A 15,011-nucleotide genomic window follows, 5' to 3' on the forward strand; every position below is an offset into this window, starting at 1 on the left:
ATCCAACGGCCCGCCATCCCGGCGGGCCGTTTCTTTTTGCACTTGCGACGGTGGGTTTCCGGGAGTGGACTGTGGAGCGATGACCCATGGTGGTTCCAATTTTCCGAAACTCCTTCTCCTGCTGCTTTTCACGCTGTTTTCGGGCGCGATGTGCGTGTCGGCACAGGTGAAGGTGAACCTGGCGGACGGGTTCGACTTCCCCGTTGGGAAGCCGGATGCGTCCGGCTACTACAAGGCGCGGGGGCTGCGCCTTGGCTCCCCCCAGCACTTCGGTGAGGACTGGAACGGCCGGAGTGGCGGCGACAGTGATCTGGGTGACCCCGTCTATAACATCGGGGAGGGTATCGTGACGTTCGCCTACGACGTCGCGCAGGGCTGGGGCAACGTGGTGATCATCCGCCATGCCTACCGGGATCCGGCGAACGGGCAGGTGAAATACTGCGACGCCCTCTACGGCCACCTGCAGAAGATCATGACGACGGTGGGCAGCAAGGTGAAGCGGGGTCAGCAGATCGGCACCATCGGCAGCAACCGGGGCATGTATCCGGCCCACCTCCATTTCGAGATCCGCCACAACATCACCATCGGCATGCAGCGGAGCTCGGTCCCCGCCACCCTTCAGCACTGGGCGGATCCCACACAGTTCATCAACAAATACCGGCGGCTGAACCGCGAATGGCGCGCCGTCGAGGTCCCCACTAGGACCTACCAGGAGTACGCGGGCCGCAAGGGGTTGTGAGGTATGGCGGTCCGAGCGAAGAAACAGAGCCCGTGGTTTGTCCTCCTGATCATCGTCGCGGCGGTGGTGATGTGGGCGCTGGACCAGCGGAAGTCCGGCCCCGAGGAAGGCCCGCGCCCCCAACGGAATGAGAAGGTTTCCGCCAACCCTCCTCCTTCCTCCAAGCCGCTCCCGTCCGGCAAGACCGCGGGCCGCCCTGGGACAGGCCACCGCGAGGGCCGCTACGAACTCCACCGCAACTGCAAGCTGGCTGCGGACAACAGCAATGACGGCGACAGCTTCCGCGTGCTGCTGCCGGACGGCAGGCGCGAGATCTTCCGCCTCTACTTCGTGGACACACCGGAGAGTGCCTTCAAATCCTACCGCAACGGGGAGAACAACCACCAGCGGATCCGGGAGCAGGCGGAACACTTCGGAATCACTTCCGAAGAAGCGGTCGAAGTCGGCAAGGATGGAAAGCAGTTTGTCCTCGGACTCCTCGGCAAGCGTCCATTCACGCTCCACACGGAGTGGGACAGCCCGTTCCGGGACCAGCGCTATCACGCGTTCATCGAGGTGGAGGACGGTGGCAGGCCGCGCTGGTTGCACGAGGTGTTGCTGGAAAAGGGATTCGCCCGCCTGAAGACGAAACCCGCGGACCTGCCCGATGGCACGAAAGCGGCCAGCCACCGCCGGCATCTGGAGGCCCTTCAATCCGCCGCCCGCAAGTCCCGGACAGGTGGCTGGCGCACGACAAGGTCCGCGGCCGCCCGCTGACCGCAGGATCCCAAAATTTTCCGGCCAATTCCCGGAGCAGCCCACCAATCGTATCGGAACCCAATCCGACACGATTCATGAAAACCCTCCTCGCATGCCTCGCCACCATCCTGACCTTGCCTGCCCACGCCGCCATCCTCGTGGCCTATGATTTCAATGGTGGCAACAACACCGCGACCGCATCCGATCCAGATGTGTTGACCGGGCCGATCATCCCCCACGGAAGCATCAACCACATCAACCGCCCGGTCATCTATCCGAACTCCGGAACCAATGGCTGGGCTGCGGCCCCGACTTCCGAAATCGTCGGGACGGGCGGGGTTCCCGGGACGGAGGCCACTTCCTTTTCCGGGAATGATCATTTTTCCTTCACCGTCACGCCGGCCTCCGGATTCGCACTCAGCCTGACGCAACTGAAGTTCTCCACCGCGTTCCACAGCAGCGGCACCTTCAACCTGACGGGTTGGTATTTCGTCCGTTCCAGCCGGGACGGCTTCGCGGCGAACATCGGCAGCGTCTTTTCGGAAACCCACGTCAACAGCACGGACCCCGCCTTCACGGAGCATGTGCTGGATTTGTCCGCGGCGATCTACCAGGACATCATGTCCGACGTCACCTTCCGCATCTACCTCTACGACAACAGCAATTCGGAAACCCGCTGGATGGCCATCGATGACGTGAGCCTGGAGGGAACCGCCTCCCCCATTCCGGAGACATCCAGCCTGGCGCTGATGCTGCCGGGGCTGGCCTTGCTCACCCGCCAGCGACGCCGGGAGGAACGCCGCTGATATTTTTTCCTTCTCCTGATAACCTGCCCGATCCCGGAACGATTTCCTTTCCGGTACCATCCGCCCGCAAACCCATGATCCGCCACCCGCTGTCCGTCGCCATCCTGTCCGTCACTGCCCTGCACGCGGATGTCATCCAGCTCCCGAAATTTCCCGGCGAGGCCTTCGCCAGTCCAGCCAACGCAGGGAACCTGGATGCGGATGCCTTCGCGGAGTGGGTGGACGGTTCCATCCGGAAAATGGAGGCTGCTCCGGGAAAGCAGGATCAGGGAGCGCTGGCGATCCTCTGCACGCCCACTTCGAATCCCGGGCACGCCACCCTCTACTTCGGGGACTCCAGAAACCCGGGTCCGCGGCATCTGCGGATCGGCTTCAAAGAGAGTCTTCCGGTCGGCAGCATCCTGGCCAAGGACGGTGGCACGGTCAGCGTGCTGAAGCCGGGCGCAACGTACCCGGGCGATCCGGCGGATGATTCCCAATGGCTGCCCGCGCAAAGGTACGACAATGGCGCTCCGGTCGCGGCCGGGCCGGAGAAAGGAAATCTCTCCCTGTGGATCCTTCCTCCGGGTACCAGCACCCGGGCGCTGCGTTTCACCCATAATGCGAAAACCACCGATACGGACTACCGGGGCGCCTTGTCCGGCGTGGTGGTCAGCCCCACCCGGTTCATCAATGAGGCGTGGAACGCCACCGCCGCCGCCAGCATCCAGAGCCAGCATGCGGGAAAGGTGCTCAACGGGGAGCATGACGGGTGGGGGGCCTGGGAGACGCAGGAAAAGGGAAAGGCACCGGCGGATGCGGCGGTCATCTCCGCGGATCAACCGGAGTGGATCACCCTGAGCTGGCGGCAGCCGGTTTCCCTCAACGGACTCGCAGCCATCTGGGCGGGCATCTCCGATGCCGAGGTCCAGTCATTCCAAGGCCCCGCCGACCGCCATCCGAAGGATGCTTCCGACACCGACTGGAAGCCCGTCGCCACCTATGGGAATCTCCGGCACAGCTACCCGGCCCAGTTCTGGCCGAACCTGCTTTCCTTCCCCATGGAAGTGAAGACCCGCGCCATCCGCCTGCGGATCACCGGAGCGGGGGCGAACCTTTCCCATGCGAACAACAACGGCGGAAAGCGCGCCTGGCTCGGTGAACTGATGGCATTGAGGAACCTGGGTGGGGAACCGCTCAAAGCGGCGCCACAGATGGCAGCGGAGACTCTTCCCAAAGCACCCATCCCCATCCGCTTCACCCTCGCGAAGCCGGGCTACGTCTCGTTGGTGGTGGAGAAGCCGGATGGTTTCCGTGTCCGCAACCTGGTGTCCGAGACGCACTTTCCGGCAGGGGAGAATGTCGTCTGGTGGGATGGCTCCGATGATCTCGAACGGGATGTCGATGCGGCCATGCACGGTGTTTTCAACATCCCCGTCCATTTCATCGAACCTGGCTCCTACCGCGTCCGGGGCATTGTGAGGGATCAGATCCGGCCGCACTACGAATTCTCCGTCTATACCACCGGCAACCCGCCATGGAACACGGAGGACAGCACGGGTGCGTGGCTCGCCAACCACTCCCCACCCCAGGCGGCGGCGTTCGTACCCGCGGCGCAATCTCCTACTGGAAAGCCCGTAGTCTATCTCGGTTGCTATGTCACGGAAGGCCCTTCCGGCCTCGCGTGGGTGGACCCGGCGGATGGCAAAAAACTCGGCGGCAAGAAATGGGTGGGCGGGCACTGGACCGCCGCCCCTTTCCTCGCACGGGACGCCGGACCGGATGCGGAACCCGGAACCCACGTCTATGTCGGCTCCACTTGGGAAACGGAGAAAGGTTCCGGCATCGGCGAGCTGCGCATCACCGCGCTCACGGGAAAAGGTGACAAGCCGATCGTGAAGCTCCAACTCGGCAAGCTGGCAGAGCAGTCCCCCGGCGCGGGGGAGAGAAAGGAGGATCTGCTCGGTGGCATCGCCGTTCACAACGGCATCGTCGTGGCCGCGATGAGGCAGGAGAACAAGCTGCGCTTTTTCGGCGTTTCCGACGGCAAGGAAGCGCGCACGCTTTCCGTGGCCGATCCGAAGGGCATCATCTTCGACGCGAAAGGTGACCTGCTCGTCATCTCCGGGAACCGGCTGCTCCGCTTTTCCCAGGGGCAGGGGGAACCTGCGATCATCGTCGGTGCGGGCCTTGAAGATCCGCAGGGCATCACCGCGGATGCAAAGGGCAACATCCTCGTCAGCGACTGGGGTGGCAGCCACCAGGTGAAGGTCTTCACCGCCGATGGAAAAGCCACCGGCATCATCGGCAAAGCCGGAAAGCCGGCGGCGGGAAAATATGACCCGCTGCACATGAACCACCCCCATGGCATCGCGGTGGATGACCGCGGCCAGGTATGGGTGACGGAACACGACTTCATGCCGAAGCGGGTCAGCGTCTGGACCCTGGATGGCAAGCTGGTGAACGCGTTCTACGGGCCGGGCAAATACGGTGGGGGCGGAGCGCTCGACCCGGTGGACAAGTCGAAGTTCTACTACGCGGACGAGGGCCACGGCACCTTGGAGTTCAAGCTGGATTGGCAGAAAGGAAGCTGGTCGCTGGAGAATGTGCTCTACCGCCGGGTGCCGGATGAGATGAAGTTGTCCTTCCGCGCGGGCGGGCCGGAACAAGCGGTGTACCGGGATGGCCGCCGCTATTTCACCAATGCCTACAACTCCAGCCCCACCGGCGGGCATGGCACCGTGTTCATCTTCGCGGAGAAGGACGGCATCGCCCGGCCCTCCGCCGCGATGGGCAACCCGATCCGCTGGGATTTGCTGGAATCCGGAGCGTTCCTCACCCGCTGGCCGGAAGGTCTGAACCCCGGCTCAAAGAAGGAACCCGAGGCGTTCTTCATCTGGACCGATCTCAACGACGATGCGACCGCGCAGCCGGAGGAGGTAACGATTCACAAAGGCAAGAGCGGCGGACTCACGGTGATGCAGGACCTTTCCATCTGTGTCTCCCGTCTGGATGGGAAGGCCGTCCAGTTCCCGGTGAAGGGATTCACCCCATCCGGTGTGCCTCTATATGATTTCGCCACCAGCAAGGTTCTGGCGGCGGATGTCCAGCCGCCGAAATCATCCGGCGGAGACCAGGCGCTCGCCGGGACGGATGGATGGTCGGTGGTGACGCTGGGCATCGGCTCGTTCGACGGACTGTCCATTTCCGGAGCGAAGGACGGCATCGCGAAATGGAGCTACCCCAGCCCGTGGCCGGGCCTCCACGCCTCCCACCGCGCGCCGCGTCCAGGCGCGCCGGGCCAACTGATCGGCACCACACGCCTGCCCGGCTCGTTCTTCGAGATCAAGGGATCCGAAGCAGGCCCGCTGTGGGCGCTGCATACCAACCATGGCCGCATGGCGGTCTTCACCCAGGACGGCATTTTCGTCGCCAACCTGTTCGAGGACATGCGCGGCGGCAAAAGCTGGAAGATGCCGGTGGCCATCCGCAACACCGACCTGGAGGGCATCACGCTGGGCGAGGAGAATTTCTGGCCGACGCTCACCCACGCATCTGACGGGAAAGTCTATCTGGTGGACGGCGCCCGCAGCGCGATCGTCCGGCTGGACGGCCTGGAGTCCATCAAGCGACTGCCTGCATCCGACATCAGTGTTTCCGCCGATGATCTCGAAAAGGGCCGCGCCTGGAGGTCGGAAGTGGAGCTGGCGCGGCAGAAGGTGCATGGCAGCGGCATCATGAAAGTCGCCATCCGTCCGGACAAGCCGGTGGTCGATGGCGACATCGGCGAGTGGACATCCGCAGACTGGGTGGACATCGACAAGAGCGGGGTGAAAGCCTACTTCAACGCGAACACGAAGCCCTACGACATCACCGGCGCGGTGGCTGTGTCCGGTGACCGGCTCTATGCCGCATGGAAGACCGGCGCGACGGAGCCGCTCAAAAACAGCGGCGAAACGCCCATGGCCCCGTTCAAGACCGGCGACGCGCTGGACCTGATGCTGGGACCGGGCGGCGACCGGAAGAAGCCCGTGGCCGGGGACATGCGGCTGCTCGTCACGCTGGTGGACGGAAAGCCTCTGGCCTTGCTCTATCGCGCCGTGGTGCCCGGCACGAAGGACGCGGACAAGGTGCCGTTCTCCTCGCCATGGCGGACCATCACCTTTGACAAGGTGGAGGACGTTTCGTCGCTGATCGAGTTCTCCGGCAGCGGGGGCAACTATGAGGTGTCCATCCCGCTTGCATCGCTCGGCTTCAAGCCGTCCCTGGGAGCGAAGATCCGCGGCGACATAGGCGTCCTCCGTGGCACCGGCGGTGAAACCACCGCCCGCGTCTACTGGAGCAACAAGGCAACCGGCATCGTCTCCGATGTTCCCGATGAAGCCATGCTCAACCCCGCCCTCTGGGGGACATTCGAGTTCAAATAATCCCTTCCGCCTTCCATGAAACCCATCCTGTCCCTGCTGGCCCTCTCCGTCCTTTCCTTCGCCCAGAATGATCCGGAAAGCCCGACGTCCAACAACGCCGAGATCCAGGTGCTCCCGGCGCCAGGTGAAGTGGTGATCGACGGCAAGGACAACGACTGGGATCTCAGCGCGGGCATCTGGAGCTACAATGATCCCACGCTGGTCGGGAAGCACTCGCTGTGGACGCATTTGATGTGGGATGCGAAGGGCATCTATGTCCTGGGCCGCTACAGCGACCCCTCCCCCATGAAGAACGCCACGCGGGGGAAAGACTTCATGCTGAGCTGGAAAGCGGACGCGATGCAGGCGCGGATCATCCTCGACGACCGGACGCCGGAGGAACACCAGATGCACATCAACCTGTTCCACTCCTCCTCCGAGAACTCCTCCTACATGATCGTGAAGCATGGCGGCTTCAAGGCGAAGCCGCCCTACGATGCCACCGGCCCGGACCGTCCGGACCAACAGGAGAAATACGGCACCACCATGGAGAAGGCGGGCGGAAAGATCGCCTTCAGTCCGTGGGATGACGGCCGGGGCTACAACATGGAGGCGTTCTGGCCATGGTCCTACGTGCGGACCAATGGCACATCCCTGAAGGCGGGTGACAGCTTCGTCTTCGGACTGGAGGCCATGTGGGGCAACGAGGATGGCTCGGAGATGACCCACCGCCTCGCCGACAACCTGAAGGATGACAAGGTGAACCGCATCTTCTTCTTCCGCGCCCGCGACGGTTGGGGACGGGCGGTCATTTCCTCAAAAGGAAACCTGGAGGTCACCGCCGGGCAGAAAGCTTTGCAGGCCCAGCGCCTGAAGCAGTTCGTCAACTACGACACGGCAGGCCCCGTCGATATCCGCTACACGCTGCCGGACGACCGGGACGTGACCATCGCCATCGACAACGCACAGGGGCGCCGTGTCCGCAATCTCTTCGGACAATATCCCCGTACCAAGGGTGAGAACACGGACCGCTGGGACGGTATGGATGACCAAGGGAACCCGGTGTCTGCCGGAGAGTACCACGCCCGCATCGTGGACCATCTGCCGGTGCAACTGGAGTTCGTGAACAGCGCCTACAACGCATCCACCCCACCGTGGGCGACCAAGGACGGCCGCAAATACTGGGGCAGCAACCACGGCCACCCCACCACCGCCGCCACACGGGGGGATGTGACCCTCATCGGCTTCACCGGGACGGAGGGTGGCTCCGGCCTCATCCGCATCCAACCGGATGGCATCATCCGCTGGGCGGACCAGTATGAGCTGATCGACGTGACGCTGGATGACCAATATGTCTATGCGTTGTCGCGCGACAGTTGGATCAAGCAGACGGTGATGCGCCGCTACAAGGTGGCCGACGGGGTGATCCAAACCTTCGAGGACGAGGCGAAAAGCCCCAACGCGATCCTGCCCGTGGAAAACACCAAGGTGCCGGACGCCTCCACCATCGCCATCAGCAAGGGCAAGGTGTATGCCTTCATTCCCGGCGATCTCTTTTACCGGATGACTCCTGCCACCGGTGCCGTGGAGTTCTCCGGCGGTACTCCCGGTTTGCTGGCCATCGAAAATCATGACGACAAGCTTTTCGGTCTCTTCAATGACGGCACCATTGCCGAACTAGACAGCGAAGGCAGGGCGACCCGCACCGTCATTACCGCGGAAGGCCTCCGGAAGCCGGTGCGGTTCGCATTCAGCCAGGACGGCATGAACATCGCGGTCAGTGACCAGGAAACCCACCAGGTGTTCATTCTTTTCAGCAAGACGGGATCCGCCCATCAGGTCTTCGGCAAACCCCACGCCACCGGGGATGGAAAGCGTCCCGCCGGAAAATTCATCGACACCGATCTCATCAATCCGCTCGGCCTGGCCTTCGACCAGCAAGGCCGCCTCTGGCTGGCGGAGGCCGCCGGCACGTGCCGCCGCATCACCTGCTGGAAGCAGGATGGCTCCCTCGACAAGCAGTTCTGGGGTGGGGCGGACTACGGGGCGATGGCGGGCTTTCCGCTGACCTACGACTCGTCCCGCTTCATCGCCCACGGTGTGGAGTTCCAGCTCGATCCACAACCGGATGTCTTCAACCGCCCGACGGCGGAGAAGCCGTTGTATTTCCATCCGGAGCTCAGCGAGACCCGCGGGTTGGTCTATCGCCACAACGGCCATGAATACGCGGTGTCCGTTCCCGGCTACAACAAGCCGGAGGAAATGATCGTCGCGAAGCGGGATGCGGAAGGCGTGTTCCGGACCGTGGTCCGGGTGGTCTATCCGAAGTCAGGAAAGAACCCGACACCAGGCGGCACGTGGGTGGACCGGAATGACAACGGCACCGTGGATGCGGATGAGACCACCACCGGCTTCTCCTCCCGCGCCCACTACTGGAGCAACGGCTGGATGCGGCCGGACCTGACCTTCATCACCCCCGACCAACAGGTGTTCCGTCCGGAGAAGTTCACTCCCGGGGGTGTGCCGCTGTATGATTTCACCAAGCCGGAGAAACTGCCGAACCACTTCGCGCCGGACTACCGCTCGAACCGCTCCGGCACGGTCGCGCTGGACATGGCGGGGAATGTCTCCGACGGCATCAACTACGCCACCACGGACGGCCGCACCGGCAGTTACCCGAATCCCTTCGGCAGACATGATGCACCCGCCGCGCGGCGCGGGCTGCTCATCGCCCCCTTCCGGACCAATGGCGTGGTGGAGGGCGTCCCCGGCGTGGGGGCCGTCACCGCCATCGGAGGGGACCGCGGGGAGTGGTTCCTCATGACCATGGACGGGCTTTTCCTTTCCTCCATCCTCCAGGACTCGAAGGGCGATGTGACGCTCGATGAGACCTATGTGGGACAGGAGTCGTTCGGCGGCTTCATGTGGCGGGATGAGAAGGGCCGCATCCTGGCGCAGTTGGGCGGGGCTTCCTACCGCATCATGGAGATCAAGGGATTGGACTCCACCCGCAAGCAGACGGTTCCGGTGACGCTCACCGACAGCCAGATCGCGGAGGGACTGAAGCTGGCACAGTCCCGGCTCGCCGCCTCCGGCAAAGAGCCGGAGAGCCTGACGGTCGCGAAGATTTCCAGAAATCCCAGCCAGCCCGTGGAACCGGACACCAACCGGAAGACGCCGCTGGTCGATGGCGTCGAGACCCTCCGCGTGCAGGAATCGGGAGATCCGCTCCGCTGGTTCCGCGCCGCCCTTTCCCATGATGGCAAGAACCTGGCGGTGATGTACCAGGTCAGCGACACCAGCCCGTGGAAGAACGGAGAGGGACGCTTCACCCACGCTTTCATCGGCGGGGACGCGGTCGATCTCCAGCTCGACGTGCCGGGGCGCGGCCCCATCCGCATTCTCGGCGCTACCGTTTCCGGCAAGGACACGGTGGCCTATTGGCAACGGAAGGCGGACAAGCCGGAAAACCCCACCACCTACGTGGTGTCCAACAACGAGGCCAACGCCCAGCAATTCGACGTGGTGAAGCGCCTGCCCGACGCGAAGCTCTCGGTGAAACCCGGCATGCGAGGCTACTCCGCGCTGATGACCATCCCCCTCTCCGATCTTGGGATCGACCCCACACAGGCCGCGGACCTCAAGGGCATCATCGGCGTGATTTTTTCCGATCCCAGCGGGACGAACCGCGCCGCGCGCCTTTACTGGCATTCCAAATCGACCGGCTTGGTTTCCGACGTCCCGAGCGAGTCGAAGCTGACGCCCTCCCAGTGGGGGCCGGTGCGCCTCCAGAATTGACTGGAGCCACCGGGCGGCTGCGCTCTTATTACCCCATGTCCGTAAAGAAACTCATCCTCCTTTCGCTCGCCGCCCTGGTGCTCCCCGCCGGAGCCCAGACCAAACGCATCGCCATCATCAAGGCCGATGACGTCACCAGTGTGAACCCGAAGTGGGAGCGCTTCTTCAAGTTGGCGGCGGAGCACGATGTGCCGGTATCCGCCGGGGTGATCGCCGTTTCCTTCGAGAAGCAGGACGAAAAATACGATGAGTGGCTGAAGAAGTGGGAAGCCACCGGCAAGGTGGAGTTCTGGAACCACGGCTGGGACCACAGGATGTGGGAAGAGGAAGGGAAAAAGAAATCCGAGTTCGGCGGCTCCGGCTACGATCACCAGAAAAGCCACCTGACCAAGGTGCAGGCCGCGTCGAAGGAAGCGCTCGGCAAGCCGTTCAACACCTTCGGCAGCGGTTTCAACGCCATGGATTCCGACACGGCCAAGGCGCTCAACGAGATCCCCGAACTGAAGATGATCTTCTGTTACCCCGGAGCGAAGCCGACCAAGGAGATGAAGGACAAGATCCTCCTGCCGATGGTCCTGCGCGGCGAAAACGACGGCACAGGAAAGCCGAACTTCGCGAAGTTCAAGGAGGAGTATGAGAAGAAGAAGGCCGATCCCAACCTGACCCTTTCATCCATCCAGTTCCACCCGGCCGCGTTCAGCGAGCAAGGTTTCAAGGATTTCGCCTCCATCGTCGATTTCCTGAAAGCGGAAGGCTGGACCTTCATGCTTCCGTCCGCCTACGCGGCTTCCATCGGGAAGTGAGCGCCATCTTCGCTGCCCCGCTGGATCTCGCAAGCGCCTGTGGACTCGCCTGCCGCCGCCGGAAATAATCCGGACTCCGGAAAAATTCTCCGGCTGATTCCCCGGACCGCCGACCAATCAGGAAAGAGAACCATGTCCGGGGAATCCAACGATGAGGCCTTCGTGGCCCTCCTGATCGCCAATCAGAACCGCATCTTCCGGTTCCTGATGACACTGGTGCCGCGCCGGGAGGATGCGGAGGACCTTTTCCAGCAGACCAGCATCACGCTGTGGCGCAGCCGCGCGAAGTATGATCCGGCAGCGGGGGATTTCACGAGCTGGGCGTGCGCGATCGCCCACAACCATGTGCGGAATTTCCGCCGCAAGGAATCGACCCGCCGCAACATCCTGAGCGGGGAGATCGAGCGAATGTTGATCGAGACGCGGGCGGTCCATTCATCCCTCATGGATGAATGGCACCGGGCGCTGGGGCTCTGCATGCAGCGGCTCACCCCGCATCAGCGTACCATCGTGGAGGATTGCTACGGAGGGGATGGCAAAATCAAGGATGCGGCCATGGACCGCGGGCGCACGCCGAACGCACTCTACAAGATCCTCCGCGGCATCCGCTCCCTGCTGCATGACTGCATCCGCAAATCCGTCACCGGAGGGAACATCTGATGGACCAGGAACTCCACGACCTCGCGGAAGGCTACATCTCGGACACCCTCGATGACAGCCAGCTCGCCCACCTTGAGCAACGTCTCGCCGCATCCGAAGAGGATCGGCTGGCTTTCCTTTCCTACCTGGAGATTCATTCCAGCCTGGCTTGGGAAAGCCGCGGCTCACAGGAAAGCGTCATCCCCTTCCCCACCGCCGTCAGGTCGCGTTTCCGGGCATGGGCACTGCCGGTGGCGGCGCTGGTCACCTTGTTGGCCGTGCTTTCGTTCCTCTTCCTGAGGAGCGCTCCTTCCCCGACCGGCATCGCAACGGTCAGGGCGAATCTCCACGGCCTGTGGGCGGATGGCTCCCCGGTGAGGATGGAGGCGGTGCTGACCGCCGGTATCTGGGAGCTGCAGAGCGGCCTCGTCGAACTGGAAACCTCCACCGGCACCACGCTGCTGCTGGAAGGCCCGGCCAGCATCCGCCTCAATGACAAGCTCCATGCCCGGTTGATCTCCGGCAACTTGGTGGTCCGGATGCCAAAGGGCAGATCTGGCTTCGTGGTGGATCTACCGAAGATGAAAATCACCGACCTGGGCACGGAGTTCGGCGTCAGCGTTTCCTCCGACGGTGAGTCCCGCGTGCAGGTGTACGACGGGAAGGTCCGCGCGGAATCGAAGGAATCCCCGCGCAAGGAACTGGCCGCAGGCGAGACCGTGAGTTGCTCCACGGATGGCCGGATGGCCTTCGCGGAGTTCCAGGAAGACCGCTTCATCCGCACCTTCCCGCCGGTGGCACCGAACTACCAGGAAGGCGGTCCGCTGTACAACCGCAGCACCCTCCATGAAGTGGATGCCGCCGCCGCCCCACCCTCCGTCACCATCGACGGCAGCCTCATGGAGTGGGACCGGTCCGTCGCCTTTCTCAGCGCGTGCCAGCCACCGTATGACAAAACCTACTTCGTCAACGGCATGATGATGCATGATAAGCGGAACCTTTATCTCTCCGCGGAGGTGGGGGATCCTATCCCCATGAGGAACACGTCGCGGGCCGGGGCCGAATTCGCGGGAGGCAGTGTCATCGTCCGGATCTGCGCGGACCGCGCCATGGGCTGGCCGTTGGAAGGGACGCAGGCGGACGCCCGCTCGCCCGAGCCATCGCCGGATTCCACCAGCGGGAAAATCTCCAGCATCGTGATGTGGTATGACGCGAAGTCCGGCCAGCCGCAGATCCAGATTCTCTCCGGATTCGGCTCGGCGGGCAGGCAGATCAATCCTCCTGGTTGGGAGGGTGTCTTCCGGAAACATCCGGACGGCCATGGTTACACCCTGGAGTACCGCATCCCGTGGACGCTCCTCAACTGCGGGGAAGATCCCCCGCAGGCAGGCGACCAGCTCGCGGGGCTATGGATGGCGCACTGGAGCGATGAAGCCGGGCGGGTCTGCCGCGGACAGCTCGTGGACGTGACCAATCCGGATCCGGCGGCCATCGATGGCATCCCGCCCTACATCTTTTTCCAAAACGGGCCTTGCTGGGGGAAGGTGAACTACCTTCCCATAAGAAGGTAAGCCCATGAAGATCCGCCCGCTCTGCCTGTTGCTCGCCGCCCTTTTCCCCATGCTCTCCCACGCCGATGAGGTGAAGCTGCCGGAGAAGAAGGATTTCCAACTCTTCCTGCTCGCGGGCCAGTCAAACATGGCGGGCCGGGGCAAGCTGGATGCCAAGGCCCGCGAGGCGGATCCCCGGATCCTGGCGCTCAACAAACAGAACGCGTGGCAGGTGGCGATGGATCCCCTGCACTGGGACAAGCCAGCGGCGGGAACCGGGATCGGAAAGCCGTTCGCGGAGATCATCGCCGGGAAGAATCCCGGAGCCACCATCGGCCTCATTCCCTCCGCCTGCGGCGGCTCCCCTATCAGCACCTGGAAGCCGGGGCAGCACTGGGGACAGACCAAGAGCCACCCATGGGACGACTCTATCGCCCGGGCGAAGCTGGCCATGAAAAGCGGGACGCTCAAAGCCATCCTCTGGCACCAGGGCGAAAGCGACTCCAACGCGGAGAAGGCCCCGGACTACGCGAAGAATCTGGAGGACATGATCACGCGCTTCCGCAAGGAACTGGATGCGCCGGATCTCCCCTTCATCATCGGCCAGCTCGGCCGCTTCCCGGCGAAGCCGTGGGACAAGAACCGCGAAGCCGTCGATGCCGCACAGCGCGAGGTGGCGGCCAAGGTGAAGAACGTCCGCTTTGTCGAAATCCCGGATCCGGAGTCCATCGGCGACCATCTCCACTTCGACACACCGACACTGCGCCGGTTCGCACAGGGTTACGCGGCCGCCTATCTGGAGATCACCGGAAAGTGATCAACGACGGCGGCGGAGCAGGCCAAACGCGCCGAGCAGTGACAGGGCGAAGGTGGATGGCTCCGGAACCAGATCGACTGACAGGTTCACGTCGTCGATGGTAAAGCCCTGTCCGGTGCCTCCCGCACCGTAGGCAACGTAGATCGTGTCGAACGTATCGATGTAGTTGCTGTTCGCGGAATTCAGGATGACCGCCGGCAATGTCCCTGCGGCCGCTCCATTCTCAAGCCAGTAACCTGAGACACGAACCTCGCTGGATGAAAGTCTTTCCACCGACATCGACATGGTGACCGGTGTTACCCCCGAAGGTGGCATCCTACGGTCCACAACAGTCACCGAATTCGCTCCACTGGTGGAAACGATGCCGGAGCTGTTCGCCTTGTGGTAGATATTTGTCAGCAACGTGCCACCCCCGTCGGATGGTGCCGTGGAAATCCCAAGGATGTAGCCCTCGTTCGTCGTCGACCATGGAGCCGCATTCTGATTGGAGGTGAATGTATTGTTGGTATCGTACATGCCGATTCTCCAGATCGCGGAGCTGTTCGGAACCGAACTCAGCGCAGTGATCTGAAGGGTGAGAGTCATCACCTGCCCCACGGGAATCTGGGTCTGGGAGAATTGCTTGAATACCGACTGGTTGGTATTCGCCGTCGATGCCGTGAATTGGAGGCCACCGCTCGAGGCGGAAAAAACGCTCGCTCCACCTGAGGATGAGTACCATCCCAAATCGTTGGGA

The 15,011-nt window shown here is 63.1% G+C and carries 10 protein-coding genes; 9 read left to right on the plus strand and 1 reads right to left on the minus strand.

The window, feature by feature from the left end; translation table 11 throughout:
* The first annotated feature begins 64 nt into the window (after window positions 1–64).
* The 9 genes from OVA24_RS19935 to OVA24_RS19975 all read left to right on the plus strand — a co-directional run bounded on the left by OVA24_RS19935 (window position 65) and on the right by OVA24_RS19975 (window position 14,275).
* Window positions 65–739 (plus strand): murein hydrolase activator EnvC family protein, encoded by a 675-nt coding sequence (locus OVA24_RS19935; protein ID WP_267671907.1) that lies wholly within the window; start codon window positions 65–67, stop codon window positions 737–739.
* Between the two features lie 3 nt (window positions 740–742).
* Window positions 743–1,495: a thermonuclease family protein gene (locus OVA24_RS19940; RefSeq protein ID WP_267671909.1), complete on the plus strand. Its 753-nt coding sequence runs from the start codon at window positions 743–745 to the stop codon at window positions 1,493–1,495.
* Window positions 1,496–1,572: 77 nt separating this feature from the next.
* A complete protein-coding gene (locus OVA24_RS19945; protein WP_267671910.1) occupies window positions 1,573–2,283 on the plus strand; it encodes a hypothetical protein in 711 nt (236 codons plus the stop codon).
* 74 nt (window positions 2,284–2,357) lie between these two features.
* On the plus strand, window positions 2,358–6,689 hold the full coding sequence (locus OVA24_RS19950; protein WP_267671911.1) for an NHL repeat-containing protein: 4,332 nt from the start codon (window positions 2,358–2,360) through the stop codon (window positions 6,687–6,689).
* A 15-nt stretch (window positions 6,690–6,704) separates the two neighbouring features.
* On the plus strand, window positions 6,705–10,466 hold the full coding sequence (locus OVA24_RS19955) for a FlgD immunoglobulin-like domain containing protein (protein ID WP_267671912.1): 3,762 nt from the start codon (window positions 6,705–6,707) through the stop codon (window positions 10,464–10,466).
* Window positions 10,467–10,501: 35 nt separating this feature from the next.
* Window positions 10,502–11,269, plus strand: a complete 768-nt coding sequence (locus OVA24_RS19960; protein ID WP_267671913.1) for a DUF2334 domain-containing protein — start codon at window positions 10,502–10,504, stop codon at window positions 11,267–11,269.
* Window positions 11,270–11,401: 132 nt separating this feature from the next.
* Window positions 11,402–11,929 (plus strand): sigma-70 family RNA polymerase sigma factor, encoded by a 528-nt coding sequence (locus tag OVA24_RS19965; protein ID WP_267671914.1) that lies wholly within the window; start codon window positions 11,402–11,404, stop codon window positions 11,927–11,929.
* Window positions 11,929–13,479: a FecR domain-containing protein gene (locus OVA24_RS19970; RefSeq protein ID WP_267671915.1), complete on the plus strand. Its 1,551-nt coding sequence runs from the start codon at window positions 11,929–11,931 to the stop codon at window positions 13,477–13,479. Before OVA24_RS19965 ends, OVA24_RS19970 begins: the two co-directional genes overlap by 1 nt.
* Before the next feature lie 4 nt (window positions 13,480–13,483).
* Window positions 13,484–14,275, plus strand: a complete 792-nt coding sequence (locus tag OVA24_RS19975) for a sialate O-acetylesterase (protein WP_267671916.1) — start codon at window positions 13,484–13,486, stop codon at window positions 14,273–14,275.
* Here OVA24_RS19975 and OVA24_RS19980 read toward each other — a convergent pair whose 3' ends face one another.
* The gene (locus OVA24_RS19980) at window positions 14,276–14,860 is read right to left on the minus strand and encodes a PEP-CTERM sorting domain-containing protein (RefSeq protein WP_267671918.1); all 585 of its coding nucleotides are present in this window, start codon (window positions 14,858–14,860) and stop codon (window positions 14,276–14,278) included.
* Window positions 14,861–15,011: the final 151 nt, after the last annotated feature.

Source organism: Luteolibacter sp. SL250 (genome assembly GCF_026625605.1).
In the GTDB taxonomy this organism is placed as follows: Bacteria; Verrucomicrobiota; Verrucomicrobiia; order Verrucomicrobiales; family Akkermansiaceae; genus Luteolibacter.